The sequence below is a fragment of the Roseomonas chloroacetimidivorans genome (genome assembly GCF_049629625.1).
Taxonomy (GTDB): Bacteria; Pseudomonadota; Alphaproteobacteria; order Acetobacterales; family Acetobacteraceae; genus Roseomonas; species Roseomonas chloroacetimidivorans.
Genome location: NZ_JBNBZS010000020.1, coordinates 57,332 through 81,983 on the forward strand (window position 1 = coordinate 57,332; position 24,652 = coordinate 81,983).

At 68.8% G+C, this 24,652-nt stretch carries 25 protein-coding genes and 1 tRNA gene; 21 read left to right on the top strand and 5 right to left on the bottom strand.

Annotated features, from left to right (window positions below; translation table 11 throughout):
• Positions 1 to 214: 214 nt before the first annotated feature.
• From ACO1BU_RS16595 to ACO1BU_RS16635, 9 genes are all read left to right on the top strand, one after another.
• Entirely contained in the window at positions 215 to 787 is a 573-nt protein-coding gene (locus tag ACO1BU_RS16595) for a 6-pyruvoyl trahydropterin synthase family protein (protein ID WP_424137079.1), read from the top strand.
• Positions 784 to 1,416 carry a 7-carboxy-7-deazaguanine synthase gene (queE, locus tag ACO1BU_RS16600; protein WP_424137080.1) on the top strand — a complete coding sequence of 211 codons (633 nt, stop codon included), beginning with the start codon at positions 784 to 786 and terminating at the stop codon, positions 1,414 to 1,416. Before ACO1BU_RS16595 ends, queE begins: the two co-directional genes overlap by 4 nt.
• A 123-nt stretch (positions 1,417 to 1,539) precedes the next feature.
• Positions 1,540 to 3,408 (top strand): ABC transporter ATP-binding protein, encoded by a 1,869-nt coding sequence (locus ACO1BU_RS16605; protein ID WP_424137081.1) that lies wholly within the window; start codon positions 1,540 to 1,542, stop codon positions 3,406 to 3,408.
• Positions 3,409 to 3,561: 153 nt separating this feature from the next.
• On the top strand, positions 3,562 to 3,861 hold the full coding sequence (locus ACO1BU_RS16610; protein ID WP_424137082.1) for an AtpZ/AtpI family protein: 300 nt from the start codon (positions 3,562 to 3,564) through the stop codon (positions 3,859 to 3,861).
• A 15-nt stretch (positions 3,862 to 3,876) separates the two neighbouring features.
• Positions 3,877 to 4,632, top strand: a complete 756-nt coding sequence (locus ACO1BU_RS16615; protein ID WP_424137083.1) for a F0F1 ATP synthase subunit A — start codon at positions 3,877 to 3,879, stop codon at positions 4,630 to 4,632.
• Between the two features lie 47 nt (positions 4,633 to 4,679).
• Entirely contained in the window at positions 4,680 to 4,919 is a 240-nt protein-coding gene (locus ACO1BU_RS16620; RefSeq protein ID WP_073134617.1) for an ATP synthase subunit C family protein, read from the top strand.
• A gap of 72 nt (positions 4,920 to 4,991) precedes the next feature.
• Positions 4,992 to 5,747 carry a F0F1 ATP synthase subunit B family protein gene (locus ACO1BU_RS16625; protein ID WP_424137084.1) on the top strand — a complete coding sequence of 252 codons (756 nt, stop codon included), beginning with the start codon at positions 4,992 to 4,994 and terminating at the stop codon, positions 5,745 to 5,747.
• A 10-nt stretch (positions 5,748 to 5,757) separates the two neighbouring features.
• Entirely contained in the window at positions 5,758 to 6,264 is a 507-nt protein-coding gene (locus ACO1BU_RS16630) for a F0F1 ATP synthase subunit B family protein (RefSeq protein ID WP_424137085.1), read from the top strand.
• A gap of 103 nt (positions 6,265 to 6,367) precedes the next feature.
• Positions 6,368 to 7,954, top strand: a complete 1,587-nt coding sequence (locus ACO1BU_RS16635; protein ID WP_424137086.1) for an ABC transporter substrate-binding protein — start codon at positions 6,368 to 6,370, stop codon at positions 7,952 to 7,954.
• 147 nt (positions 7,955 to 8,101) lie between these two features.
• Here the strand turns inward: ACO1BU_RS16635 and ACO1BU_RS16640 are convergent, their stop codons facing one another.
• A complete protein-coding gene (locus tag ACO1BU_RS16640) occupies positions 8,102 to 9,247 on the bottom strand; it encodes a PA0069 family radical SAM protein (protein ID WP_424137087.1) in 1,146 nt (381 codons plus the stop codon).
• 405 nt (positions 9,248 to 9,652) lie between these two features.
• Between ACO1BU_RS16640 and ACO1BU_RS16645 the strand changes: the two genes are divergently transcribed.
• The 6 genes from ACO1BU_RS16645 (at position 9,653) to ACO1BU_RS16670 (ending at position 14,887) form a co-directional block, all read left to right on the top strand.
• A complete protein-coding gene (locus ACO1BU_RS16645) occupies positions 9,653 to 11,476 on the top strand; it encodes a tetratricopeptide repeat protein (RefSeq protein ID WP_424137088.1) in 1,824 nt (607 codons plus the stop codon).
• Between the two features lie 139 nt (positions 11,477 to 11,615).
• Complete coding sequence (locus ACO1BU_RS16650) at positions 11,616 to 12,473, top strand: 4-(cytidine 5'-diphospho)-2-C-methyl-D-erythritol kinase (protein ID WP_424137138.1); 858 nt, start codon at positions 11,616 to 11,618, stop codon at positions 12,471 to 12,473.
• A gap of 56 nt (positions 12,474 to 12,529) precedes the next feature.
• Positions 12,530 to 12,604 (top strand) — tRNA-Gln (locus ACO1BU_RS16655).
• Positions 12,605 to 12,676: 72 nt separating this feature from the next.
• On the top strand, positions 12,677 to 13,753 hold the full coding sequence (locus ACO1BU_RS16660) for a DUF6538 domain-containing protein (RefSeq protein ID WP_424137089.1): 1,077 nt from the start codon (positions 12,677 to 12,679) through the stop codon (positions 13,751 to 13,753).
• The gene (locus ACO1BU_RS16665; RefSeq protein WP_424137090.1) at positions 13,701 to 14,384 is read left to right on the top strand and encodes a hypothetical protein; all 684 of its coding nucleotides are present in this window, start codon (positions 13,701 to 13,703) and stop codon (positions 14,382 to 14,384) included. Before ACO1BU_RS16660 ends, ACO1BU_RS16665 begins: the two co-directional genes overlap by 53 nt.
• Positions 14,385 to 14,527: 143 nt before the next feature.
• On the top strand, positions 14,528 to 14,887 hold the full coding sequence (locus ACO1BU_RS16670; protein ID WP_424137091.1) for a site-specific integrase: 360 nt from the start codon (positions 14,528 to 14,530) through the stop codon (positions 14,885 to 14,887).
• A gap of 200 nt (positions 14,888 to 15,087) precedes the next feature.
• On the opposite strand, the gene ACO1BU_RS16675 is transcribed toward ACO1BU_RS16670, so the two are convergent.
• Both ACO1BU_RS16675 and ACO1BU_RS16680 read right to left on the bottom strand, forming a co-directional pair.
• The gene (locus ACO1BU_RS16675; protein WP_424137092.1) at positions 15,088 to 16,284 is read right to left on the bottom strand and encodes an MFS transporter; all 1,197 of its coding nucleotides are present in this window, start codon (positions 16,282 to 16,284) and stop codon (positions 15,088 to 15,090) included.
• 64 nt (positions 16,285 to 16,348) lie between these two features.
• Entirely contained in the window at positions 16,349 to 17,224 is an 876-nt protein-coding gene (locus tag ACO1BU_RS16680) for an N-acyl homoserine lactonase family protein (RefSeq protein ID WP_424137093.1), read from the bottom strand.
• A 274-nt stretch (positions 17,225 to 17,498) separates the two neighbouring features.
• Here ACO1BU_RS16680 and ACO1BU_RS16685 point away from each other — a divergent pair, with 274 nt between their 5' ends.
• From ACO1BU_RS16685 to ACO1BU_RS16710, 6 genes are all read left to right on the top strand, one after another.
• On the top strand, positions 17,499 to 18,608 hold the full coding sequence (locus ACO1BU_RS16685; RefSeq protein ID WP_424137094.1) for an L-dopachrome tautomerase-related protein: 1,110 nt from the start codon (positions 17,499 to 17,501) through the stop codon (positions 18,606 to 18,608).
• 145 nt (positions 18,609 to 18,753) lie between these two features.
• Positions 18,754 to 19,929 (top strand): L-dopachrome tautomerase-related protein, encoded by a 1,176-nt coding sequence (locus ACO1BU_RS16690; protein WP_424137095.1) that lies wholly within the window; start codon positions 18,754 to 18,756, stop codon positions 19,927 to 19,929.
• Complete coding sequence (locus tag ACO1BU_RS16695) at positions 19,926 to 20,525, top strand: cupin domain-containing protein (protein WP_424137096.1); 600 nt, start codon at positions 19,926 to 19,928, stop codon at positions 20,523 to 20,525. The genes ACO1BU_RS16690 and ACO1BU_RS16695 overlap by 4 nt, the downstream gene beginning before the upstream one ends.
• 28 nt (positions 20,526 to 20,553) lie before the next feature.
• Entirely contained in the window at positions 20,554 to 20,979 is a 426-nt protein-coding gene (locus ACO1BU_RS16700; protein ID WP_424137097.1) for a cupin domain-containing protein, read from the top strand.
• A gap of 25 nt (positions 20,980 to 21,004) precedes the next feature.
• Positions 21,005 to 21,541 (top strand): ester cyclase, encoded by a 537-nt coding sequence (locus ACO1BU_RS16705; RefSeq protein ID WP_424137098.1) that lies wholly within the window; start codon positions 21,005 to 21,007, stop codon positions 21,539 to 21,541.
• A 118-nt stretch (positions 21,542 to 21,659) separates the two neighbouring features.
• Positions 21,660 to 22,667 (top strand): DMT family transporter, encoded by a 1,008-nt coding sequence (locus tag ACO1BU_RS16710; protein WP_424137099.1) that lies wholly within the window; start codon positions 21,660 to 21,662, stop codon positions 22,665 to 22,667.
• A gap of 18 nt (positions 22,668 to 22,685) precedes the next feature.
• On the opposite strand, the gene ACO1BU_RS16715 is transcribed toward ACO1BU_RS16710, so the two are convergent.
• The gene (locus ACO1BU_RS16715; protein WP_424137100.1) at positions 22,686 to 23,567 is read right to left on the bottom strand and encodes a LysR substrate-binding domain-containing protein; all 882 of its coding nucleotides are present in this window, start codon (positions 23,565 to 23,567) and stop codon (positions 22,686 to 22,688) included.
• Positions 23,568 to 23,677: 110 nt separating this feature from the next.
• Positions 23,678 to 24,505 (bottom strand): alpha/beta fold hydrolase, encoded by an 828-nt coding sequence (locus ACO1BU_RS16720; protein ID WP_424137139.1) that lies wholly within the window; start codon positions 24,503 to 24,505, stop codon positions 23,678 to 23,680.
• Between the last annotated feature and the right edge of the window lie 147 nt (positions 24,506 to 24,652).

Genomic DNA, 24,652 nt, shown 5'->3' on the forward strand with positions numbered 1-24,652 from the left:
AGAATCTTCGCTGGGCCCCAGGGCTTGGATGTTCAAGGGAGCGCATGGGCCGCTGGCGCGACGGTACGGCATGGCTGCGGCCATTCCGGGCTGGTTGACCTGAATGCGGCGGAGTCGGATAGGGGCGCCCCGATCCGGGGCCATATGACGGCCAGTTCAATGCCGCGGCCCGTGATGCTTCGGCTGGAATGCCGGGCCGTATCAGAAAGAACCGATGTTCAGCCTCGTCTTCAGCCGCCGCTACTCGATGGCCCATCGCCTGATTGCCGGCCTGTCTGAGAAATGTGCCGTGCCGCATGGGCATAACGAGACCGTCACCGTCCGGCTCCAGGCCGTCAGCCCGGGGCCGCTCGATGGGGCGGCGAATATGGTCGCGCCCTTCGAGCAGGCGAAGGCGACCTGGCATCGCTGGATCGATGAGCGGGTGGACCATGCCTTGCAGCTCTCGGAAGCGGACCCGCTTCTCTCCTGGTTCCGGGCCCATGAGCCGCACCGGCTGGACCGCATCCTCGTCACCCCAGGGGATCCGACGACCGAGGCGCTGGCCTGCTGCTTCATGGCGAAGCTGAACGCCTTCCTCGCGGCCGAGGGTGGGCGGTTGGCCTGTGTCGAGATCCGGATCGAAGAGACCCCGACCAATGTCGTGGTCTTCGACGGCGACCCGCTGGCCGTCCTGCCGGCCCCGCGTGAGGCCGGCCGGTGCTGGTGGCGGCGCCCGGATATGAGCATCAACGACTTGCCGGCCCTGCCACAGACGCCGCTGCGCGCCGTGGGAGGCATGCCGTGAGCTACGCCGTCAAGGAGATCTTCTACACCCTGCAGGGAGAGGGGGCACAGGCCGGCCGTCCGGCTGTGTTCTGCCGCTTCGCCGGCTGTAACCTCTGGTCCGGCCGGGAAAGCGACCGGGCCAAGGCGGTCTGCCAGTTCTGCGACACCGATTTCATCGGCACCGACGGTTCCGGCGGCGGGCGTTTTGCCGATGCGGCCTCCCTGGCCGATGCCGTGGCCTCGCATTGGCCAGGCGGGGGAAGCCCCTTCGTGGTCTGCACCGGCGGCGAGCCGCTGTTGCAGCTCGACGAACCCCTGGTCGAGGCGTTGCACGCGCGGGGTTTCGAGGTGGCGGTCGAGACGAACGGAACCGTTGCCCCTGCCCCGGCGGGCATCGACTGGATCTGTGTCAGCCCGAAGGCCGGGGCGCCGCTGCGCCTGACGGAGGGACACGAACTGAAGTTGGTCTACCCGCAGCCTGGGCTGGAGCCGGAGCTTCTGGAGGAGATGGGCTTCTCGCGCCTTTCCGTGCAGCCCATGGACGGGCCGGACCAGGCGCATAACACCCGGCTGGCTGTGGAGTTCTGCATGCGCCGCCCGCGCTGGCAGCTGAGTCTGCAGACGCACAAGCTGCTGGGCATCCGGTAGGGGCTGCGGCGCGGGACGGCTGGGCTGCCAGGCATTTTCGCTGGCTTTTCCTTCCGCCCCCTCGCCCCCTGGTGATCCGTGTCGCCGCTATCGGCTTCCGGACCCCGGGACTACATCCCGCCCATGCCCTTCCGCTCCCTCGAGTCCTTTATCGACCCGATCGCCCCGCCGGGCGCCGGGGCCGCGAAGCGTCTTGGCGTGCCGGTGCCGGAGGGGCCGCCGCCCCGCAGCCTGACCGGCTTCTACTGGCATTTCGCGCGGCAGGCGCGGGCGCTGGTGATCGCGCTTTTCGCCACGGGGTTCCTGGTGGCGGTGCTGGACAGCCTGATCCCGGTTTTCATCGGGCAGGTGGTGGCGCTGTTGGGGCAGCATCCGCCGGACCGGCTGCTGGCGGAGGCGGGCTGGAGCCTGCTGGGGATGGCGGCGGTGCTGCTTGTGCTACGGCCGGGCGCGGTGCTGGCGCAGAACCTGGTGACGAACCAGGGGATCAACCCGGCCTTCACCAGCCTGATCCGCTGGCAGGCGCACCGGCTGGTCTCGCGCCAGGGCTGGGCCTTCTTTCAGGAGGATTTCGCGGGGCGGATCGCCACCCGGGTGATGCAGGCGGGGCCGGCGCTGAGGGAATCCGTGGTCCAGACGATCACGGCGGTCTGGTACATTCTGGTCTATGGCAGCAGCGCGGTGGTCTGGCTCGGAGGGGCGGACTGGCGGCTGATGGTGCCGATCCTGCTCTGGTTCGTGGCCTATGCGGCGCTGTTGCGGTTCGTGGTGCCGCAGATGCGGGACCGGTCCCGTGCGGCGTCGGAGCAGCGCAGCCTGCTGACCGGGCGGATCGTGGATGCCTATACCAATATCCTGTCCATCAAGCTCTTCGCCCGGGCGGAGCGTGAGGACGCCTTCGTGCAGGAGGGGGTTCGGGGGCTGACCGCGGCCTTCCAGCGGCAGTCGCGCATGGTGACGCTGAACGCGGTGCTGCTCTCCTCGCTGAACGCCCTGCTGCTGACGGGGATGGCAGCGCTGTCCATCGGGCTTTGGATGCGCGGAGATCTGGCCATGGCGGCGGTGGCGACCGCCCTGCCCATGGCCTGGCAGATCGCCAACATGTCGGGCTGGGTGGCCTTCAACGTGGCCGGCATCTTTGAGAATATCGGCGTGGTGCAGGAGGCGATGCGGAGCATCGCCGTGCCGCCGACCGAGCCGGATCCGCCGGGTGCGCGGCCGCTGGTGGTGACACGCGGGGCGATCCGGTTCGAAGGGGTGCGCTTCGGCTATGGGCGCCAGGATGCCGCCGTGCTGGATGGGCTCGACCTGGACATCCGGCCCGGCGAGCGGGTGGGGTTGGTCGGGCATTCCGGGGCCGGCAAGACCACGGCGGTGAACCTGCTGCTGCGCTTCTTCCACCCCGAATCCGGACGGATCACCATCGACGGGCAAGATATCGCGGGGGTGACGCAGGAGAGCCTGCGGGGCGCCATCGGCATGGTGACGCAGGACACGGCGCTGCTGCACCGTTCCATCGGCGACAATATCCGCTTCGGGCGGCCAGAGGCGACGATGGCCGAGGTGGAGGAGGCCGCGCGGCGCGCCGAGGCAGCAGATTTCATCGCGACGCTGTCAGACTGGCGGGGACGGCGGGGCTATGATGCCCATGTCGGGGAGCGCGGGGTGAAGCTTTCGGGCGGGCAGCGGCAGCGCATCGCCATCGCCCGGGTGCTGCTGAAGGACGCGCCCATCCTGGTGCTGGACGAGGCGACGAGCGCGCTCGATTCGGAGGTGGAATCGGCCATTCAGGACCAGCTTGCCACCCTGATGGCGGGCAAGACGGTGATCGCCATCGCGCATCGCCTTTCCACCATCGCGACGCTGGACCGGCTGGTGGTACTGGAAGCCGGGCGTATCGTGGAAAGCGGGACGCATGCGGCGCTGCTGCGGCGAGAAGGGGCCTATGCGCGGCTCTGGGCGCGGCAGTCCGGGGGATTTATCGGGGCCTGAGGCCTTGGCTGTTTCTTCCATTGGTCAGAATGGACGCAACAGCGGACGGGAAGCTGGTGTTAAGCGAGCGTTGCGACGCCGCACGTGCTTGACACCACATGGACGCCAATTTAGGGACCCCCTGCCTTCCGGGGGACACCGCGGAGGAGCGAAGTGGAAAACCGGGACGGCTTCGACGACCGACTGCGGCAGGCCAGGGCCCGACAGGGCCTGGATCCCAAGCCCTCTGAGGGGGCGACGGGGGGGCTGCCGGTAGGACCGTGGGGAATAGGCTTCCGCGCGGGGGTCGAGGTGGTGTCGGCACTGGTCGTGGGCGCGGCGCTGGGCTTTGGCCTCGATCGCTGGCTCGGGACCTTTCCCTGGCTCTTCCTCGTCTTCTTCGTGGTGGGCGGCGCCGCGGGGGTGCTGAACATCTATCGGCTGTTCAGCCCGCGCCCCGGTGCCCGACCGTAATTCAAGGACCGACCAGTGGCCGCCGAAGGCAAGACGATCGACGCGCTGAGCCAGTTCGAGCTGATTCCGGTGCTGGGCCCGGTGGGCCGGGCCATCGGCTTTTCCCAGTCCAACGCGCATATGCTGCTGGCCGTGGGGCTGGTGAGCTTCATGATGCTGGCGGGTATCCGCAAGCGGGCGCTGGTTCCCGGGCGGTTCCAGGCGGCCTCCGAGATGTTCTACGAGTTCATCGAGAACCTCGTGACGGGGCAGGTGGGGCATGAGGGGCGGAAGTATTTCCCCTTCGTCTTCGCGCTGTTCATGTTCGTGCTGTTCGGCAACCTGATCGGCCTGTTCCCCTACGCCTTCACCTACACCAGCCACATCGCGGTCACCTTCGGGCTGGCGGCGACCGTGTTCTTCGTGACAACGATCGTGGCGCTGGTGCTGCACGGGAAGAAGTTCTTCGGCTACTTCTTCCCCGAGGGCGCGCCGCTCTGGCTTGCGCCCATCATCGTGCCGGTTGAGGTGGTGTCCTACCTGTCCCGCCCGGTCAGCCTTTCCGTGCGTCTCTTCGCCAACATGGTGGCGGGCCACGTGCTGCTGAAGGTCTTCGCGACCTTCGTCGTCCTTCTCGGTGGGCTGGGCATGATCGGGCCGGTGGCCGCGCTCCTGCCGCTCTCCGTCAACGTGTTGCTCGTCGGGTTCGAGATCCTGGTGGCCTTCCTGCAGGCCTATGTGTTCGCGATCCTGACCTGCATTTACCTGCACGACGCGGTGCACCTGCACTAAACCGCGCCGGCAACCACCCCAACCGCTCAACAAGGAAGAGTCCTCCGATGAACGATCCTGCCGCCTATCTTGGCGCCTTCAAGGCGCTCGGCGCCGGCATCGCCGTCTTCGCGCTGTTCGGCGTGGGTCTCGCGCTCGGCAACATCTTCTCGACGCTGATCTCGTCGGTTGCCCGCAACCCGTCCGCCCGCGACACCGTGTTCCCGATCGGTATTCTCGGCTTCGCCCTGACGGAAGCCGTCGCGCTCTTTGCGCTGCTGATCGCCTTCCTGATCCTCTTCGCCTGATCGGGTCCGCGGCGCGGCCCTGGTGAGTCCTTCGGGGCTTTCCCAGGCCGTCCGCCGCGGGACGGAGACCGCATGATCCGCCTCCTGCACGCGACTGCCCTGGCGCTCCTGCTCTCGCAGGCTCCTGCCGCGCTCGCCCAGCATGTTACGGCCCCCGCGCCCACCGGCTCGGTGACCACCAACGCGCCTCTGCCGGGGCAGCAGGGGGAAAGTGCCGCCGTGCAGGCCGACAGCGACCGCGCCCGCGCGGTGCGCGCGGCACGTGAGACTGCGGCCGAGTACGACCACGCCGCGGCTTCCGACGCGGACAGCGGCGGCATGCCGCAGCTCGACTTCAGCAACCCCCTGATGGTCTCTCAGGTGGTGTGGCTGTTCGTCATTTTCGGGCTGCTCGTCTTCCTCTGCTACCACTACCTGCTGCCTCCGGTGGCGAAGGTGCTGGAGGACCGCCGGGCCCGCATCGCGGCCGATCTCGACGCGGCGCGTGATGCCCGTGCCGAGGCTGAGGCCGCGGAAGCCGGGCGCCGCGAGAGCACGGCCCGGGCCCGCGCCGAGGCGCAGGCCTCGGTCGCTGCCGCGATGCAGGCCGCCCAGGCTGAATCGGCCGCCCGTGCCGAGGCGCTGGCCGCCCGGCTGGACAAGCAGATTGCTGAGGCCGAGGCGCGGATCAGCGCTGCCCGCGACACCGCCATGGGCGCGCTGCGCGAGGTGGCCACGGACGCGGCCGGTGCGCTGGTTCAGCGCCTGGCCGGCTTGAACGACCAGGCGGCGGTTGCCGCTGCCGTCCAGCGGGAGCTGGCGGCCCGCAATCTGTCGACTGCCGGCTGAGGGGCGCGCCATGCATCACTACGAGCATTTCTGGCTGGACCCGAAGTTCTGGGTCGCCGTCTCCTTCATTCTCTTCGTCGTCCTGCTCGGTCGCATGATCTGGGCGCGGCTCGGGGCGATGCTGGATGCGCGAGGCGAGCAGGTCCGCGCACAGCTCGCCGAGGCGACGCGCCTGCGTGAGGAGGCGGAGGCCATGCGGAAGCAGGCTGAAGCCGAGCGGGCCCAGGCCGTGCAAGAGGCGGAGGCGATGATCACCCGCGCTCGGGCCGAGGCTGATCGTGTCGCGGCCGCCGCCGCGGCCGAAGCCGAGGCGAATGCCGCCCGGCGCGAGCGCATGGCGATGGACCGCATCGCCGCGGCCGAGAGCAGCGCCCTGGCCGAGGTGCGCCAGGCCGCGGCCGAGATCGCCGCCGCCGCCGCCCGCTCCGTTATCGCGGAGAGGCTGACGCCGGAGGCGGACGCGGCCATGGTGGACAAGGCTGTAGCCGGCCTGCCTCGCGTGCTGCGCGCGGCCTGATCGGGCCTTCATCGTCGGAACCAAAGCGGGGGCCTTAGGGCCCCCGTTTGCATTTCTGTGCTCTGCGCCTAGCCTCTGCCCGAATCCACGGGGAGAAACTGGAATGAGGCGACTTTTGCTGGCCGGCGCTGCCGCGCTGATGCTCTGCGCCGGGGCGGGGTTGAACGCGGCTGATGCCGCCACCTTCCGCTGGGCCAATGACGGCGACGTCAACTCCATGGACCCCTATGCGCGGAACGAGACCTTCCTTCTCACCTTCACGCAGAACATCTACGAGCCGCTGGTCCGCCGGAACCGCGAGCTGAAGGTCGAGCCTGCGCTCGCCGTCTCCTGGTCCCAGCCCTCGCCGACCGTGTGGCGGCTGAATCTGCGCCAGGGCGTCAAGTTCCATGACGGCTCGCCCTTCACCGCCGATGACGTGATCTTCAGCGCGGAGCGCGTGCGGGGGCAGGGCTCGAACCTGACCTCCGTACTCTCCTCGGTGAAGGAGGTGCGCAAGGTCGATGACTTCACCGTCGAGTTCGAGACGAAGGCGCCCGATCCGATCTTCCTGGAGGAGATCACCACCTGGGCGATGATGTCCAAGCGCTGGGCGGAGGCGAACAATGCCACCCAGGCGGTGGACCTGACGAGCGGCCAGGAGAACTTCGCGACCCGCAATGCCAATGGCACCGGGCCCTTCATGCTGGTCAGCCGGGAGCCGGACCGCCGCACCGTGCTGCGCGCGAACCCGAACTGGTGGGACAAGCCGGAGCACAACCTTGATGAGGTGGTGTTCAACGTCATCGGCAATGACGCAACCCGCGTGGCCGCCCTGCTCTCGGGCGAGGTGGACATGATCTACACCGTGCCGCCGCAGGACACGGACCGGCTGAGCCGCGCGGGCAATGTGCGGATCCATCAGCAGCCGGAACTGCGCACCGTGTTCCTGGGCATGGACCAGTCGCGCGATGAGCTGCTGAAGTCCGACGTGAAGGGGAAGAACCCCTTCCGCGATGTGCGCGTGCGCCGCGCCTTCCAGCTCGCCATCGATCTTGAGGCCATAAAGACGCGCATCATGCGCGGCCAGTCCCGTCCGACCGGGCTGATGGTCGGCCCGGGCGTGAATGGCTGGACCGAGGCGGCCGACCAGGTCGTGCGCCCCGATGTCAATCGCGCCAAGGCGCTTCTGGCCGAGGCCGGCTACCCCAATGGCTTCGGCGTGACGCTGGACTGCCCGAACGATCGCTATGTGAATGACGAGGCGATCTGCACGGCCGTTGTGTCCATGCTGGCGCGCATCGGAGTGAAGGTGACGCTGAACGCCCAGACCCGTGCGCGCTACTTCGCCGAGATCCTGGCGCCGCGCTACCAGACGAGCTTCTATCTGCTCGGCTGGACGCCGACGACCTATGACGCCCACAACACGCTCTACAACATCATGGGCACGCGGGGCGGGGCGCGCGGCGTGTTCAACTCGGGTGGCTGGAGCAATGCCCGCTTCGACGGGCTGCTGGACCAGATCGCGGTGGAGACCGACCCCGCAAAGCGCCAGCAGATGATTAACGAGGCGATGAAGATCCACGTTGACGAGGTGGGGCACATCCCACTGCATCAGCAGGTCGTCGTCTGGGCGGCCCGGAACAACATCACCCTGCAGCAGATGGCGGATAACTACTTCCCGCTGCGCTACGTGCGGGTGGGGCAGTAAGCGGCCGGCAGCTCCGGGGAAGGCTCAGCCTTCCCCGGAGCTCTTCCGCCAGGGTGAGGGAATGGCCTCAATGGAAAGGGGTCCCTGGCAGACGCCAGGGACCCCTTTCCATTGAAGGGACCAAACGGTTCTCAGGCTTCCCGGGGCTTACAGAAGCTCCAGCTGCCGCGCATCCGCCCCAGGCACGGCGAAGCGAGAGCAGTCCAGAGCGCCGTTTTCCCGCGCCTTATCCAGGCCCAGACGCTTCGTCGCCACGGCGAAGCGGCGGGCGAGCATGTCGGCATAGGGGCCGGTGCCGGTCTGTCGGGTCCCGAAGCGGGAATCATAGGTCCGGCCGGCGCGAGTTTCGCGGATCAGGGCGAGCACGCGGGCGGCGCGATCCGGCATATGGGCGTTCAGCCAGTCCTCGAACATCTGCCGGATCTCGAGGGGTAGGCGCAGCAGGACATAGCCGGCGGCGCGGGCGCCGTGTGCGTGGGAGGCCTCCAGGATCTTCTCCAGCTCGGCGTCGTTCACGCCCGGGATCATGGGGGCCGCGAGCACGCCCACCGGGATGCCGGCCCGGGCGAGCTCATGCATCGCGGCCAGACGGCGCAGGGGCGTCGCGGCGCGCGGCTCCATGGTACGGGCCAGGCGGTTGTCCAGCGTGGTGACGGAGAAGCAGACCTGGACGAGGCTGCGCGCCGCCATCCGGGTCAGGATGTCCATATCCCGCAGCACGCCAGCGGATTTGGTGACGATCGTGACGGGGTGGTTGAAGCGGTCCAGAACCTCCAGCACCTGACGGGTCAGGCCAAGGGTGCGCTCGACGGGCTGGTAGGGATCGGTGTTGGCGCCAAGCGCGATGGGGCGCGGCACATAGCCCGGCTTACGCAGCTCCTTTTCGAGCAGCGACGCCACCTCGGGCTTGAAGTGCAGGCGGGCCTCGAAATCGAGACCCGGGGAGAGACCGATCCAGGCATGGGTTGGGCGGGCATAGCAGTAGATGCAGCCGTGCTCGCAGCCGCGATACGGGTTGATGGACCGGTCGAAGCCGATATCCGGGCTGTCATTCCAGGTGAGGGCGGAGCGGGAGGTGTCCCGCGTGAGGGAGGTGGCGAGCGGCGGCAGGTCGGCCATCGCCTCGGCCAGCGTGCCCCAGCCATCGTCGAAGGCATCGGTCCGCGTCCGCTCGAACCGATTGGCGGGGTTCGAGACAGCGCCGCGGCCGCGCCGGACGCCCGGCAGCGGGGTGGAGGTGCCCCGGAGGCCGGGACGGTTCAGGAGAGGGCTGCCCAGGGTGCCGTCCGGCATGGTGGCCTCCTATTGAGTTCGCCTTGTGTTCTCCCGAATTTGGGCATTGGGGGGTGGTGACGTCAAGAACATTCAAAGAACGAAGTTGTGAAAACTGAGGCCCGACAGGGCTTTCTTGAGGGTTTGGCCTGCCTGCCGCGGATCTTCAGCACCAACGAATGTTCACTAGGCTGCAGCTTCTAACCAAATAAGGTTCCGCAGCGCAGCTGTTCGCGCGGACGACATGAAATACCGGCCCGCAGCCCTGCCGGATGGCCGTTCAATCCAGTGTACTGGCCCGGCGGGAGCATCCCTCTGGCAGGGCAATGAGGCCTGCCACCGAAATGCCACAGTTGGGGTGAGGCATGGTGCTCAGCGAAACGTGAAGCTGGCATTCTGGCAGTGCGCGCCGTTACGCTGCGCCGCATGATGCCGTCTGAGGCCCCATTCCGCTTCCCGACCCGACTCGCGCTCCGCGCGCGCTGGGGTGGCGCCGGGCGGCACAGGCGGGCCGGGTTGGTCGCCGCCGCGCTGCTGGCCGGCTGCGCTGCCGGCGGAACGCCTGGCCCAGGCGTGTCGGTGATGGATGCAGCACCGCAGCAGGTTGCCCAGGCAGCGTCTTCGGCGCCGGTGATTGTCGCGGGCCCGCGTGTTGCGGCCGCCGCCACACCGTCCGGCGTGTTCGGGGCCTATCTCGCCGGGCGTCTGGCCGCGAATGAGAGTGATGCGGGGGCGGCGGCGGATGCCCTGCTTTCCGCGCTCGCGGTGGAGCCGAATGAACCGGAGATCCTGACCCGCGCCTTCAACGCCGCCGTCATGGCTGGCCGATCCGAGGCGGTGCGACTTGCCCGGCGCATGCCGGAAAGCCAGCTTGCCGCGCTGCTTTTGTCCGGAGCGGACGCTCAGGCCGGGCGCTGGGACCGAGCGGAGGCCCGGATCCGCAGCCTGCCGCGCCAGGGCAGCGCGCAGATCCTGCAGCCGCTGCTGCTGGCCTGGGCCCAGGCCGGTCGGGGCAGTATCGATGCGGCCCTGGCCACGCTGCGGCCCTTCACAGAAGCTGGGCAGCTTCGTGGTGTGGCGGCGCTGCATGGCGCAATGATCGCCGATGTGGCGAACCGCCCGCGGGACGCGGAGCGGCTGATCCGGATTGCGGTGGCCGAGGCGGCGGAGCCGAATATGCGGCTGGCCACCATTGCCGCCGGCATCCTGGCCCGGGCGGGGCGGGAAGCGGACGGGGCGCGGATTTTTGACGCCATGTCGCTGGGAACCGACGACATCGTGCTGACGGCGAGCCCGGCGGCGCGCCGGGCGGCGCTGTCCGAGCGGGCTGTGGCCTCCCCGGTGGAGGGGATGGCGGAGGCGCAGGTGGCGCTGGGCGCGGCACTGCGTGCACAGGGGGCACCGGAGCTGTCGCTGATCCTGGCGCGGCTCTCGCTACGGCTGCGGCCGGGCTTCGCGCCCGCCCAGCTTCTGGCCGCCGAGAGCATGGCGGATGAGCGGCATGTGACCGCCGCCCTGGCCATGCTGGATGACGTTGCGAAGGATGACCCAATGGCGCCGCTGGCGGCGCTGCGCCGTGCCACGCTGTTAAGCCGGCTGGGACGGACCGCCGAGGCGTTGGTCCTGCTGCGGCAACTCGGGGAGGCACATCCCGGTGCGCCGCAGCCCGCCATGGCCATGGGTGATATTCTGCGTCGCGAGGGACGCCCGGCTGATGCCGCGGCGGCTTATGGGATCGCGATCAGTGCCCTGACGCATCCCGGCCCGGCGGACTGGCCGCTCTTCAGCGCCCGTGCCATGGCGCGGGAGCGGGCGGGAGACTGGGCGGGGGCTGAGGCGGATCTACGGCAGGCTCTTGCGCTCTCCCCGGATCAGCCTTCCGTGCTGAACCACTTGGCCTATGCCTGGGTGGAGCGCGGAGAGCGGCTGGAAGAGGCCCGCGGAATGTTGGAGCGAGCCGTGGCCGCGAGACCGGAGGACGGTAATATCGCCGACAGTCTGGGCTGGGCGCTGTTCCGCCTGGGCGACCTGCCCGGGGCCATTCGCTGGCTGGAGAAGGCTGTGGAGCTGGAGTCGCGCAACGCGGTGATCAACGACCATCTGGGTGACGCCTATTGGGCGGCAGGGCGGCAGGCGGAGGCGCGCTTCCAATGGCGCCGCGCGCTGGGGCTGGATCTGGAGCCGGGCGAAACGGGGCGGATCGAGGCGAAGATGCGCGACGGGTTGCCTGCCGCCACCGTCCTCCGGTGAGGCTGGTGGAGTCGACGGGGGCGATCAGGGCCGCGGAGGCCGGGTCGTGACGGCGGGCGGGCGTCTTTGGACACAGGGGCCGGCCTTCGTGGCGGAAGGGGCAGGGCACCCCGGGACGGCGGCAGCCCGGGACCTTTCGGTGGAGCCCGCACCGGCGAAGATCAACCTGCACCTGCATGTCACAGGGCGGCGGGCGGATGGATATCATCTGCTCGACAGCTTGGTGGTGTTTGCAGGGGCCGCCGATACGGTGGAGGCGGCGCCGGCTGACGGGCTTTCCTTATCGCTGGGCGGACCGGAGGCCGGGGGGTTGGCGGCAGAGCCGGACAATCTGGTTCTGCGGGCCGCGCGTGTGCTGGTGGACGCGGCCGGGCGCCCGTTGCCGGGAGCGGCATTGCGGTTGGAAAAGCGGCTTCCCGTGGCGTCCGGCATTGGCGGCGGATCGGCCGATGCGGCGGCGGCGCTGCGGGCGCTGGACCGCTTATGGAAGCTGGGGATGGAAGCGCCCCGGCTGGAGGCATTGGCCGTGCGGCTGGGAGCGGATGTGCCGGTTTGCATCAAGTCCCGCCCGGCCCGCATGGCGGGGGTGGGAGAGGTGTTGTCGCCCGCGCCTGATCTGCCGGAATTCGGGCTGGTAATGGCCAATCCACGGGTTTCCCTGGCGACACCGAGAGTTTTCGCGGCGCGCGAAGGCGATTTCTCGCCCCCCGCCGCGCTGCCGGAGCGGTGGGCGGATGCCCGTGCCATGGCAGCCGATCTGCGGGGCCTACGGAACGATCTGGAGCAGCCCGCGATTGCTCTATGCCCGCCGATCGCCTCGGTGCTGGCGGCCTTGGCCGCGCTGCCTGGGGCGCTGATGGCGCGGATGAGTGGGTCGGGCGCCACTTGCTTCGCGATTTTTGCGGATGCCGGTGCGGCGGCACAGGCAGCGGCAATGCTGCCCGCGGCCTGGTGGCGTTGGGGCGGGGGCTCTTATGTGAGCGGGATGCGCGGGTAGGGCTTTACGCGGAGCGCGGGTGAGGACATGTTCCGGCTCGGCCGGACATGGCCCGATGGGGCGTAGCCAAGCGGTAAGGCAGCGGTTTTTGGTACCGCCATTCCCAGGTTCGAATCCTGGCGCCCCAACCAGCGAATCGGATTTCCTTTTTACTTCAGGATTTTGCGTCGGCGATCCAGCCCCTGGAGGCGGCTCGGCGGCCCGTGTCACACATCACTGTCACACAAGAGCGTCACACAACGACCCGCCCCGCCCGGCGCCGGCCGAGGCGCCGCACCACCCACCTCGCCCTGCGGGGCGGTCGCTGGGTCTGGCGCCGGCGGCTGCCCGCGCAGCTGCTGCGGCACTTCGGGGACGACGATTCCTCGTGCGATTTTCGCGACATCCAGATAGCCCTGGGCACAGGCGACCGGGGGATGGCGGTGGTTCGCGCCGCCCTGCTGGACGCCGGATTCGAGCAGTGGGCGGCGGTGCAGATGGGCGCGGACGTAGCGAAGGAGCAGGTAACGCTGGGGGCGGCACTCGCGGCCTTCCGCAGCCGCGCCATCACCTGGAGCGAGGTGGACCGGGCAGCACGTCCGGCGGGGGTGAAGGGGGTCGATGTTCCGGTGACGGAGTGGTCCCTCCCACAAGACCTCGGCCGGGACCTGTGCGCCTTCGCGGAGCAGCCCGACGCCATTGGCCAACATCTGCCCCTCGACCTGCTGGCACGGCTGACGGAGGCGCTTGCCCCCGCCGCCAGCACCGCGGGCAAGCCCTACGGCGTGGTGGCCGGCGAGCTCGCAGCGGCCATGGCGGAAGATGGAACGAGGCCTGTACGGACCAGTCTGCTCGGCGAGCGCGCGCGTCGCGCGGCCGTTGCCGAGGGACGGGCCCGATTCATCGAGCGCGCGATGCTAGCCAATGACACCGACATCGCGGAGGAACACCTGGCGCGCTTTGAGGTCGAGGAAGGCTTGAGCTTTGAGCCCAACGCGCGCCGGGTCATGCTCCGTTATGCGTTACGGATGCTGGCCGAGGTCGCGCGGGAGGATGCCCGTCGTGATCGTGGGAAGTATCCGGTGCCGGAGGTTGATCCCCTGATGGTCATGTCCATCCAGAGCTGCCCTTCCGGTGGCGGTCCTGGGGGGGCGCGACCTGAGTGTCACGTGCATGCCGGCGGTGCCGATGACGGAAGATGGTCAGGGGACGAACGCGCTGTCGGCGCCAGCCGAACCAAACGAGACGGTGACGCCGACCAGCTTCATGGAAGTCTCGGCGACCGCGATCGCCCGCATTGAAGCCCGCACAGTTGATCAAGTTGGCGCAAAGCAAATCCGCGACTACAAAGTGGCTAGGCGCCTGTTTGGCGACATGTGCGGCGACCTGGATGTCGGCGCGATCACTAAGGCGGCCTGCCAGGACTTTCTTGAGCAGCTAAACCGTGTCCCGAGCCAGCACGGGAAGAGCGAGCGCTTCCGGAACATGACCGGGCGGGAAGCGATCCGTCTGGCGGACAGGGACGATGCGGAAGCCATGCGAGCCGCGATTGCCGCCGGCACCGACCCGGAAGACGCGCCCCGGGTTCACCGAATGTCGGCGGCGACGATCAACAAGCACCTGACCAGCTTGCAGACGCTCGTCGGAGAACATCTCGGCGTTGATCGGAAGGGGCAGACTCCCTTTCTCGCCGTCCGGTTCTCGAAGTCATACGTCAGGAGCAACGCAACCTTCGACCGCAGGCAGCTCGAGGATGATCGCCTCTCTGCTATCTTCCACGGCCCGGTCTTCACGGGTTTCGGTGATGGTGCTGAGGACCGCTTCCTGCCAGGGAGCACGCTCATTCGCGACATGCGGTACTGGGTTCCGCTTGTCGCGCTCTACGGGGGCGAACGTCTGGAGGAGCTTCTCGAGCTCTGGCTGATGACGTAGTCAAGGAGGACGGGGTTGAACTGATCTCCATCGGAGCCATCCATGACCGCAAGCGGACTCAGGTGAAGAGCGCAAGCAGTGTACGCAAAGTACCGGTTCACAGCGTCCTAAAGGAGCTCGGCTTTCTCGACTAAGTCCGGACCATGCGGCAGAGCGGCTCTCGATTCCTCTTTCCCGGCTTCAAGCGAGCTGGACCTGACAAGCGCTTCAGACACAATTTCAGCCAGTGGTGGACGGGGTACCGTCGCGCCGTTGATGCTTACAAGGAAGGACAGAACTTCCATTCGATGCGCCATGGCGTGAATACGAGACTTCTCGCCTCTAAAGATCCGGAAACCATCATCCGAACACTGCTCGGCCATAGCCATGGAAGCAGCATGACGGGAGGCACATACAACAGCGGCCTTTCTAACGCGGAACTCGCGGATGCGATGGAGTTGCTCCGCTATCCCGAGTTGGACACCCTCCGCTTTCTCAAAGAAGGACAGTTTGGGCACGATTGATTGCGATAGGGGGGCGCTCCTTGACCGCCACACAGTACTGTCCCACATTCCCGCCAAGTCGGCTTAAACTGCTGAACTAGCTCCGAATCTTGCGGACCTGATTGGGAATCCTGGCGCCCCGGCCAGAGGACCAAGCTCTTCTCTCTTCAGACCTTCTCAGCGGCCTGCGAAGCCCTCCACGCATGGCGCGTTCCCGGCGTTCACCGCGCCTGTCTCTGCACGTCACGGCGCGCCCGGCGAAGCGCAAGGGGCACCGCCATTGCGGCGAGCACGGCGACAACCACCACGCCGGTTGCGGCCGCCGCAGCCATCCCCAGAGCTGTTGCCAGCGCCCCCAGGCCGATCGCTAGGATACCGCTGAAGAGGTATGAGAGCACGAGGACCGCAGAGGTCATGGAACCCCGGTTCCCCTCCGGCGCGGCCTCGCTAAGGGTGGCGAGGCCGCCATAGACCATGAGGGCGTAGCCGGCGCCGGAAGTCACGCTCGCCGCGACAAGGAAGGCCAGGTCGTGCCAGCCGACGGCGGCGGCCATGAAAGCCATGCCGGCCACCGCCGCAGCCGCCCCCCTGAGGACGGCAACGGGCGCCCGCAGCCCTCTCGCGGCCAAGCCGACGGCACCGAGCGCGACGGGGAAGAGGGACAGCGCGGCCCCGTTCACCAGGAGGTTGTCGGACCGCACCAGCTCGTGCGCGATCTGCGCGCCGAGGGAACCGATAAGCGCGCCGTCCGCATAGGCGGTCATCAGGGTGAAGGCCGCGAACCAGAAGGCCCCCCGCAGCTCGCGTGGCACCCGGGGCAGGCTCGGGCGCCAAGCGGCCAGGCTGCGCGCTTCCTGCCGCGGCAGAGACTGGACGCCCAGGAACAGCGCGACGAGCAGGGCGAGGAGAAGCAGGAAGCTCAGCCGCGTTGGATAGGGGGCGTACTGGGCCAGGGTCCCGCCCAGGAGCAGGGCGGCGGCGAAGCCGAAGGCCTGGGCGGCCAGGGTGACGGCGCTTGCCCTGCGGACCCCGCCCTTGCCGGCGAACTCGACCAATGCCGCCGCCGAGGGCCCGGCGGAAAGCCCAACCCCGAGACCCATCAGGATCCGGCCCGCGAAGAGCATGGCGGTGCCCGTGGCGGCTGCGAAGACCAGGACGCCCGCAGCGGAGGCGGCCACCCCGTAGAGCATCATCCTGCGGCTGCCGAGCGCGTCGGACAGCCCGCCGAACATGATCAGCGTGGCGACCACGAGCAGAGGGTAGATCGCGAAGATGCTGGCGATGACGGTGGGAGTCAGGTTCCACTGCTGGGCATAGAGCGGGTAGGCGATCGTGGGAGCGACACTCGTCCAGAGCGTATGCGCCACCACGCCCGAGGCGATCATGAACCCCTTCGTGTTCGGGGAATGGGGGGGCATGGCAGCCTCCGGCAGGGACATCCGGTGAAAGGGTGGGGCGGCCCGCCCGTGGCTGCCCCCGGGCTCAGGCCGCACGGGCCGGGGCGGAGGACAGAGGCATGTAGCTCGCCGCCTCCGTCACGCGCGCACGGGGATTGGAGAAGGCGTCCCTCATCTGCCCGACCACCCGGCTGCCCTCGACAAGGACAGGCTGGTCGTGGCCTGGCAGGAGGAAGCGGCTGGTGGCCAGGGCGCGCTTGATCGCCGTTTTCTCGGCGAGCTGTGTGGTAGAGCGGTTGGCCGTCACCGTCGGCTCGTTGAAGTTGATGTCGAGGTGGGGTGTGATCAGCTGGTCCGCCACGTCGTAAACGATGTCGCCGCAGATGTTGGCGATTCCCTCCTCCGTCTCGACGAGCACGGAGATAGAGCCGTCCGTGTGACCGCCCGTGTGCCGCACGGCGACACCGGGGATGACCTCCTCCTCGAAGGTGCCGTCCATGTCGAAGAGGCGAAGGGAATCGCGGGTGTGCAGACGGTCAATAAGGTGCTTGGTGTCGGCCGCGGTGTACATGCCCGGACCCATGATGCCGGAGGCAGCGAATTCTAGCTCCCGCCGCGCGATGCCAACCGTCGTGCTCATCGGGAAGGCGTCGAGTCCACCGACGTGGTCGAGATGGGCGTGGGTCTGCAGGACGTAGCGCAGGTCGCCCTTCTTCAGGCCGTGCTGGGCCAGGTGGTGCTCGATCGTCATCTCGCGGGGCTTTCGGGCGGCCATACCGAAGGCGTCGAACATCTCTGCGCTGCGCGGGCCGGTATCCACGAGGACCGGTGCATCACCACCGAGGATGAGGAAACCCAGGAAGGGGATCGTGACCGTCGTCCCCGGTCGGCGGAACAGCACGAGTCCGCTGGAATCCATCGTCAGCGCGCCGAGTTCGATGGGGAAGATCTGCAGTCCCATGGCCGTTCTCCAGTCGAAGTGGGATGAGGGCGCCACGAGGCCGGATGGGCGCGCATCCCGGATAAGATCAGCTCCTCACCCTGCGCGATTGTCGATCCGTCCTGCGGTGCGAGCGATGCGGGGCTGGGGTTCCAAACCGTCTGCGACGCGGAGGGCGCGACCCTTTTCACATCAGCCCACGCGAGACCGGATATGGATCACTTCGCAGCGGCAGCTGCCCTGCGCAGCGCATCGGTGCAAGAGAAAGCGGCCTCTACTCCCTAGTTTACCGGACATGAGCAGCATCCTGGAGCGCGCGATGCCCCGCCGCGATGTCCTCGCCGTCCTTGCCGCGGGAATGGGCTGCGGCCCCGCTGTGGGGCGGCCGGATACGCTGGCGCCCGTGACCGAGAGCCGCGGCATGATCTGGAATGCGGTCGCGGTGGATCGCGGGCGCGTATTCGTCGCCGGTTCGCGCTGGACGGGCTCGCAGGGCCCTGCGCTGGGTCTGCTGGAGACGGACGGGACCGTCCGCCCCTACCCCGACACCGCATGGAACGGCTGGGCACGCGGGGCGGAGCCGGCCGGGGCCTTGGTGAGCGTCAATGCCATCCACATGAACGGGCGCGGCGGTCTCTGGGCCGTGGACACCGGCTCCCCTGACTTCGGCGGCGATCCGCTGCCGGGCGGCGCCAAGCTCGTCCGCATCGACTTGACGACCGACCGGGTCAGCCGCGTCGTCCCGCTCGGACCGCAGATCGCGCGGCCCGGCAGCTACGTGGACGACGTGCGCTTCCGTGGCGAGATGGCCTATCTCACCGATGCGGGCCGCCCCGGGCTGATCGTGCTCGATCTCCGCGACGGCACCGCGCGGCGCGTGCTGGACGGGCACCCCTCCACCATCGCGCCGGAGGGCCGCGCGGCCGTGCTGGATGGCCAGCCCGTGCGCGCACCGGATGGAGGCGTCCTGCGCGTGCACGTCGATCCGCTGGAGCTAACGCCGGATGAGAGCTGGCTTCTCTACGGGCCACTGACCGGCCCGTGGTCGCGCATCGAGACGCGCCTGCTGGACGACTCTTTCATCCCACCCGCCGAGTTGGGCGCCCGGGTGGAGCCCTGGGCCGACCTGCCGCCGGTGGGGGGCACGGCGATGGACGGCAACGGCGACCTCTACTTCACTGACCTTGCGGAGGACACGCTGAAGCGGCTGGACCGCGACAGTCGGATCACCACGATGCTACGCGACCTGCGGCTGCACTGGGCGGACGCGCCCTTCATCGGCGCGGACCGCAACATCTGGCTGCCCGTGCCGCAGATGGACCGCGTGGCGCTGTTCAACGGCGGACAATCCCGCACCCGCTGGCCGGTCCAACTCTTCCGGCTGCCGCTGAACCGCCCGGGCTAACTCGCCATAACCAGCAGAACTTCAACTGCTTGGTATCGGAACTACGCGTTTTTCTTTTTGCGTTCCTGCGCCCACCTTCGTGGCGGGAGGCAGGCGCGGCGTCCGGCCACCCCGGGCCAACCAGCGATCGAGAGAGGTCATGCTGATGACGATGTCCACGCGGCTGGGCCTGGCAGGCTTGGCCCTTGCCCTGGCTGCCCCGGTGACGCTGGCCCAGGCGCCGAGCCGAGAGGCCTTCCCGGCGGAGCGCAGCATCGGCTCCATCGAGCCGGTCTTCGCCTTCCGTGATGGCCCGATGCCGACCGGCGTCACCGTCTCCTCGCGCGGCCGCATCTTCGTGAACTTTCCCAAATGGGGGGATGAGGTGCCCTTCACCGTGGGCGAGATCCGCGACGGCCGCGTGGTGGCCTACCCGGACGCCGCAATCAACGCCGCCGACCCGCGCCGCCCGGGCGGGACGCTGCTGAGCGTGCAGAGCGTCGTGGTGGACGCCGCCGACCGGCTCTGGATCCTCGACACCGCGGCGCCCGGCTTCGCGCGCCCCGTGGGCGGCGGCGCGAAGCTCGTCGCGGTGGACCTGGCGACGAACAAGGTCCTCCGCACCATCGTGCTGCCGGAGACGGTGGTGCTGCCCACCACCTACGTGAACGACGTGCGCTTCGACCTGCGCCAGGGCCGCGCCGGGGTCGCCTACATTACGGATTCCTCCACCTCCGGCCCTGGGGGGATCATCGTCGTCGATCTCGACAGCGGCGAGGCGTGGCGGCACCTGACGGGGCATCCCTCCACCTCTCCCGACCCGGCCTTCGTGCCGGTGGTGGAGGGCGAGACGATGGCGGTGCGGGAAGCGGGCAAGCCGCCCACGCCCTTCCGCGTGGCCTCCGACGGGATCGCCCTCTCGGCGGATGGGGAGACGCTGTACTTCTGCCCGCTCTCCAGCCGCCACCTCTTCTCCGTGCCCACGGCGCTGCTGCGCGATCGGCGCGCGGCGCCGGAGGCTGTGGCGGCGGCGGTGCGGGACCTTGGTGAGAAGGGAGCCTCGGACGGGCTGGAGGCGGACGACAAGGGCCGTGTCTATGCCGGCGACTACGAGCACAACAGCATCCGCCAGCGCGGGACGGACGGCCAGTGGCGCACCATTGCGCACGACCCGCACATCCTCTGGCCGGACACGCTCTCCATCGCGCGGGACGGATACCTCTACTTCACTGCCAACCAGTTGCAGCGACAAGCCATGTTCCACGAAGGACGGGACCTGCGGGTGAAGCCCTACCTCCTATTCCGCATCCGCATCGACGCCGGGCCGGTGGAGCTGCGGTGAGCGCCCCGGACCCGCCCCGGCCGGACGAGAACCTTTCCAGGAGCGGCGTGATGCGAACGGTGGTGGCCGGCAGTGCCGGAATCGTTTTCGCGGCAGAGACCGGCACGGCGGGAGCCCAGCTCCCGCCCGCGCAGGCCGCGGAAGCCTCCGCAGCGGCCTCCCTCGTGCGGCAGCTCGGCGGGGATCACGTCTCGGCCGCGCCGGGCCGCGGGCTGCTGCCAGTCGTCAGCGCGCATATTGGTGCCGTGCCGGCACTGTTCGGCCTGGACGAGCAGCCGATGGAGCAGATGTCCCCGCTGATTGGGCGGCAGTACCTCAGCGGCGCGGGCGCCACCTTCTGCAAGTGGACGATGCGGAAGGGCGCGGTGGTGCCGCTGCACCACCACGTGAACGAGCAGATCACCTGGATCACCGAAGGGCGCGCCGAGGTCTTCTCCCAGGGCCGGCGCTTCGTGATGACGGCTGGCACGCTGCTCATCATCCCACCCAACGTGCCGCACGAGTTCCTCTTCACCGAGGACACAATCGACATCGACATTTTTGCCCCGCAGCGCCAGGACTGGCTGGACGGCACGGCGGGCTACTACGCGCGCTGAATAGCGCATGGAGATCAGGAGAGAGCCCGTGTCCGAGTACACCGCGCCATCCCATGGCCGATTCGACCTTGCCGCCATTGCGAAGAGCTTCCCCGAGACGGCGGACACGCTGCTCGTGGACCGCTATCTCACGAGAGAGGAGGCGGCGAGCGCGCGCGTTTTCCGCGTCTATCGCGGTACGCCGCCGCACTACCACGCGACCTGCGACGAATACCTCTACGTCCTCTCGGGGCGCGGCACCTTCTGGATGGAGAGCGCCCACACGCAGGACGAGTTCCGGCCGGGCCAACTTCTCTTCTTCCGCCGCGGCACGGTGCACGCCCTGCCGGACATCCTGGAGGGGCCCGTCGTCTTCCTCTCAGTGGACACGCCGCGGCGCGATCCGAAGGACATCATCTTCGTCAACCCGGCTGACGGCACGCCGGAGAGCTTCATCCGCCAGCAGGGGCAGTGAGCCTCGCACGCAGGAGATCCGCATCATGACATCCAAGCTGAGAGCCGCCCCGGTGCTGGCCGGGCTCCTCCTTCCGGCCACGCTGCCCGCCGCCGCGCAGGGCGTGCCGGTGAAGGAGTTGATCGTCGCCACCGCGCCTTCCGCCGCGCAGCGCGCGAGCGTGGAGAAGGCTGCGCGCGCTTTCTACAATTTCTGGAACACGGGCAACGCGGCACTGCTGCACGAGGCGCTAGCTCCGGGCTTCATCGACCATACCCTGCCGCCCGGCCGGCCGCAGGGGCCGGAAGGCCCGGCCTTCGCTTCGCGCAACTTCCGCCAGGCGGTGCCGGATCTTCGCGTCTTGGTCGAGAAGATGATCATCGCGGGCGACTACGTGACGGTGCACATGCACTTCACCGGCCATTTCACCGGTACCCTTGGCGACGCACGCGGCAGCGGCCAACCGATCGACTTCATCGCGACTGACCTGATCCGTGTGACGGATGGCCGCGTGACCGACAACTGGCACATTGAGGACAACCTCAGGCTGCTTCAGCAGATGGACCTCGTGCCCAAGCCGTAGCCGGCGCGCGGCCGGGGTCTATCAGGCCCACCGCTAGCAGCGATCCGATCTATGCGTTTCCCTGGCTGACTGCCCGCGGGCGAGACTGGGCGACAATACTAGAACCGGAACCGGACCCATGTCGCGTCTCCTGCGTCCCGTGGCCGCCTGCTTCTCTCCTGCTCCCGTGACGGGAACGGAGGTGGTGATGCCGGTCGCGTCAAGCGGGCCCGTGCCCGTCCTTGCTGTGGAGGGCCAGCCCCTCACCGCCGCGCCGCGCCGGGGGCGCTGGGCGGCGGTGGCGCTGGTCGCGGCCATCCTGCTCTGGGGGGCGAACTGGCCGGTGATGAAGGTGGGGTTAGCGCATGTCACGCCGCTCTGGTTTTCTGCCCTGCGCTTTGCGGCGGGGGCGGCCTGCCTCTTCCTGCTCCAAGCCGTGCAGGGCCGGCTACATCTGCCCCGGCGCGCGGACCTGCCGGTGATCGCTTCAGTCGGACTGCTGCAGATGATGGCATTCACCGCCCTTGGCATGGAGGCAATGACGATCCTGCCCGCCGGGCGTTCCGCCATCCTCAGCTACACCACGCCGGTCTGGGTGGCGCCGGCCGCCATCCTCCTTTTCGGGGAGAGGGCGACGCCGCGCCGCTTAGCCGGAATCGCGCTGGGCCTGGCCGGGATCGTCGTACTGGTGAATCCGTTCTCCATTCCCTGGCACCAGCCGGGCGTGCTGGGTGCCAATGCCATGCTGCTGCTGGCGGCTGCCTGCTGGGCGACATGCATCCTGCACCTGCGCGTTCATCCCGCTTCCGCCTATGCCGTGGCACCCTGGCAGATGCTGCTGGCGGCCATCGGCCTGACCCTGGCCGGGCGGATCTGGGAAGGCACCTTCACGGGCGATGGCTCCGCCGCCTTTTGGGAAGCGCTAGCCTTCGTGGGCCCAGTGGCAACGGCCTTCTGCTTTGTGACGGTAAACGCGGCCAGCACGCGGCTGCCCGCCACCACCATGTCCATGGCCATGCTGGGCGTACCGCTGGCCGGACTGGCCCTCTCCGTCGTGGCATTGGGCGAGCGGGTGGATGCGGGTCTGGCCATAGGCACGGTCTGCATCGCCGGCGGAATGCTCATCAGCCTCCGGCAGGAGGCCTGATCGGCACGGGGCGGCCGGTCAGGCCGCCGCGGCGCGCGGGCGCGTATCGGCCAGGCTCTCGGTCAGGAAGCCCACCAATGGCCGCAGCAGCTCGCCGGCCTCGCCCTCCTCTCCCAGCACGGTGATCTCCGTCATGGGAAGGGGCGGCCAGTGCTCCGGCGCCCGGAGGATCTGCATCCCCGGCTGCACGAAGGACCGGCCGAGCACCGTCACGCCCAGCCCGCCGGCCACGGCCGCCTGCACGCCCATGAGGCTGCTGGCCGTGCACACCGCCACCCACTCGCGGCGCACCGTGTCCAGCGCCGCGATCATCGTCTCCCGGTAGGTGCAAGGAGCGCGGAGCATCACCAGCTGCGCCGGGCGGGTGAAGTCCAGCCTGTAGTCGGCGGCGGCCATCCACACCAGCGGCTCACGCCAGATCACGCGACCGCGCTGGGCCGCGCCGTCCCTCTTGGCGATCACTGCATCGAGCCGGCTCGCGTCATAGGCGTCCAGCAGCTCGCAACTCAGCCCGGTCATCAGATCCACCTGCACGCCGGGGTGCAGCCGGGCGAAGCGGGCGAGGAGCTTGGGCAGCTCGCCCGGCACGAAATCCTCAGAGATGCCGAGGCGCAGCGTGCCCACACGCGGCGGCTCCCGCATCTGCCGCATCAGCGCGTCATTGAATTCCAGCATGCGCCGGGCCGCCACGAGCAGCTGCTCGCCGTCCCGCGTCAGACTGAGAGATCGGCTCGTGCGTTCGAAGACGCGGCGGCCGACGATCTCCTCCAGCCGCAGCACCTTCTGGCTGACGGCGGATTGCGACCGCGCCACCACCTCCGCCGCCGCGGTGAAGCTGCCGGTCTCCGCCACCGCGACGAAGGCGCGGAGCAGGTCGATCTCGAGATCGGGATAGCGCATGGTTCGCAAGCTCCGTCCCTGGACGGGAGGCGCAACTATGCCTCCCGCGGCCGGAGGGGCAAGCAGGTGGTGAAGGGTGGCCTTTCCTTAGGAGAGGCCACCCTCGCTTCTCAGCCCTTGATGAAGGCCAGCAGGTCCGCGTTGATCACGTCGGCATGGGTGGTGGCCATGCCGTGCGGGAGCCCCGGATAGGTCTTCAGCGTGCCGTGCTTCAGTAGCTTGATCCCGATCCGGGCGGAGTCGTCGATCGGCACGATCTGATCGTCCTCGCCATGCATCAGCAGCACCGGCACCTGGATCGCCTTCAGGTCCTCGGTGAAGTCGGTCTCGGAGAAGGCCTTGATGCACTCGTAATGGGCCTGGGCGCTGCCCATCATGCCTTGGCGCCACCAGTTGTCCACCACGCCGGGGATAGTCTCGGTGCCCGCGCGGTTGAAGCCGTAGAAGGGGCCGGCGGGGACGTCGCGGAAGAACTGGGCGCGGTTGGCGGCCAGGGCCTTGCGGAAGCCGTCGAACACCTCGATCGGCAGGCCGCCGGGGTTGGCGGGCGTCCTGACCATGATCGGGGGTACGGCGCCGATCAGCACGGCCTTGGCCACCCGCCCGTTGCCGCCATGCCGCGCCACGTAGCGCGCCACCTCGCCGCCACCGGTGGAGTGGCCGACATGGATGGCACCCTTGAGGTCCAGATGCGCCGCCAGCGCCGCGACATCGGCGGCGTAGGTGTCCATCTCCTGGCCTTTGTCCGTCTGGCTGGACCGGCCGTGGCCTCGGCGGTCATGCGCGATCACGCGATAGCCCTGGGACAGGAAGAACAGCATCTGCGCATCCCAGTCATCCGCGCTCAGCGGCCAGCCGTGGTGGAAGACGATCGGCTGGCCCGAACCCCAGTCCTTGTAGAAGATCTGGGTGCCGTCCTGCGTGGTGATGAAGCTCATCGTCCTGCGTCCTTCGCTGTGGGTGGTTCGGGTGGTCGGGTGCCGGTCCGTTTGCGCCAGCGCCGCGGCCGGGAAGGCGTAGGCCGCGGCAAGGCCGGCTCCGGCCAGGATCGCATCACGCCGGGTGATCCCGGCGGGCGCGATGTC

What these genes read in the sequence shown, in the direction of transcription:
- ACO1BU_RS16595 (WP_424137079.1), top strand. Translation starts at nt 215, where the DNA reads ATGTTCAGCCTCGTCTTCAGCCGCCGCTACTCGATGGCCCATCGCCTG.
- ACO1BU_RS16605 (WP_424137081.1), top strand. Translation starts at nt 1,540, where the DNA reads ATGCCCTTCCGCTCCCTCGAGTCCTTTATCGACCCGATCGCCCCGCCG.
- ACO1BU_RS16620 (WP_073134617.1), top strand. Translation starts at nt 4,680, where the DNA reads ATGAACGATCCTGCCGCCTATCTTGGCGCCTTCAAGGCGCTCGGCGCC.
- ACO1BU_RS16625 (WP_424137084.1), top strand. Translation starts at nt 4,992, where the DNA reads ATGATCCGCCTCCTGCACGCGACTGCCCTGGCGCTCCTGCTCTCGCAG.
- ACO1BU_RS16630 (WP_424137085.1), top strand. Translation starts at nt 5,758, where the DNA reads ATGCATCACTACGAGCATTTCTGGCTGGACCCGAAGTTCTGGGTCGCC.
- ACO1BU_RS16635 (WP_424137086.1), top strand. Translation starts at nt 6,368, where the DNA reads ATGAGGCGACTTTTGCTGGCCGGCGCTGCCGCGCTGATGCTCTGCGCC.
- ACO1BU_RS16640 (WP_424137087.1), bottom strand. Translation starts at nt 9,247, where the DNA reads ATGCCGGACGGCACCCTGGGCAGCCCTCTCCTGAACCGTCCCGGCCTC.
- ACO1BU_RS16645 (WP_424137088.1), top strand. Translation starts at nt 9,653, where the DNA reads ATGATGCCGTCTGAGGCCCCATTCCGCTTCCCGACCCGACTCGCGCTC.
- ACO1BU_RS16670 (WP_424137091.1), top strand. Translation starts at nt 14,528, where the DNA reads ATGCGGCAGAGCGGCTCTCGATTCCTCTTTCCCGGCTTCAAGCGAGCT.
- ACO1BU_RS16675 (WP_424137092.1), bottom strand. Translation starts at nt 16,284, where the DNA reads ATGCCCCCCCATTCCCCGAACACGAAGGGGTTCATGATCGCCTCGGGC.
- ACO1BU_RS16680 (WP_424137093.1), bottom strand. Translation starts at nt 17,224, where the DNA reads ATGGGACTGCAGATCTTCCCCATCGAACTCGGCGCGCTGACGATGGAT.
- ACO1BU_RS16685 (WP_424137094.1), top strand. Translation starts at nt 17,499, where the DNA reads ATGAGCAGCATCCTGGAGCGCGCGATGCCCCGCCGCGATGTCCTCGCC.
- ACO1BU_RS16690 (WP_424137095.1), top strand. Translation starts at nt 18,754, where the DNA reads ATGACGATGTCCACGCGGCTGGGCCTGGCAGGCTTGGCCCTTGCCCTG.
- ACO1BU_RS16705 (WP_424137098.1), top strand. Translation starts at nt 21,005, where the DNA reads ATGACATCCAAGCTGAGAGCCGCCCCGGTGCTGGCCGGGCTCCTCCTT.
- ACO1BU_RS16710 (WP_424137099.1), top strand. Translation starts at nt 21,660, where the DNA reads ATGTCGCGTCTCCTGCGTCCCGTGGCCGCCTGCTTCTCTCCTGCTCCC.
- ACO1BU_RS16715 (WP_424137100.1), bottom strand. Translation starts at nt 23,567, where the DNA reads ATGCGCTATCCCGATCTCGAGATCGACCTGCTCCGCGCCTTCGTCGCG.
- ACO1BU_RS16720 (WP_424137139.1), bottom strand. Translation starts at nt 24,505, where the DNA reads ATGAGCTTCATCACCACGCAGGACGGCACCCAGATCTTCTACAAGGAC.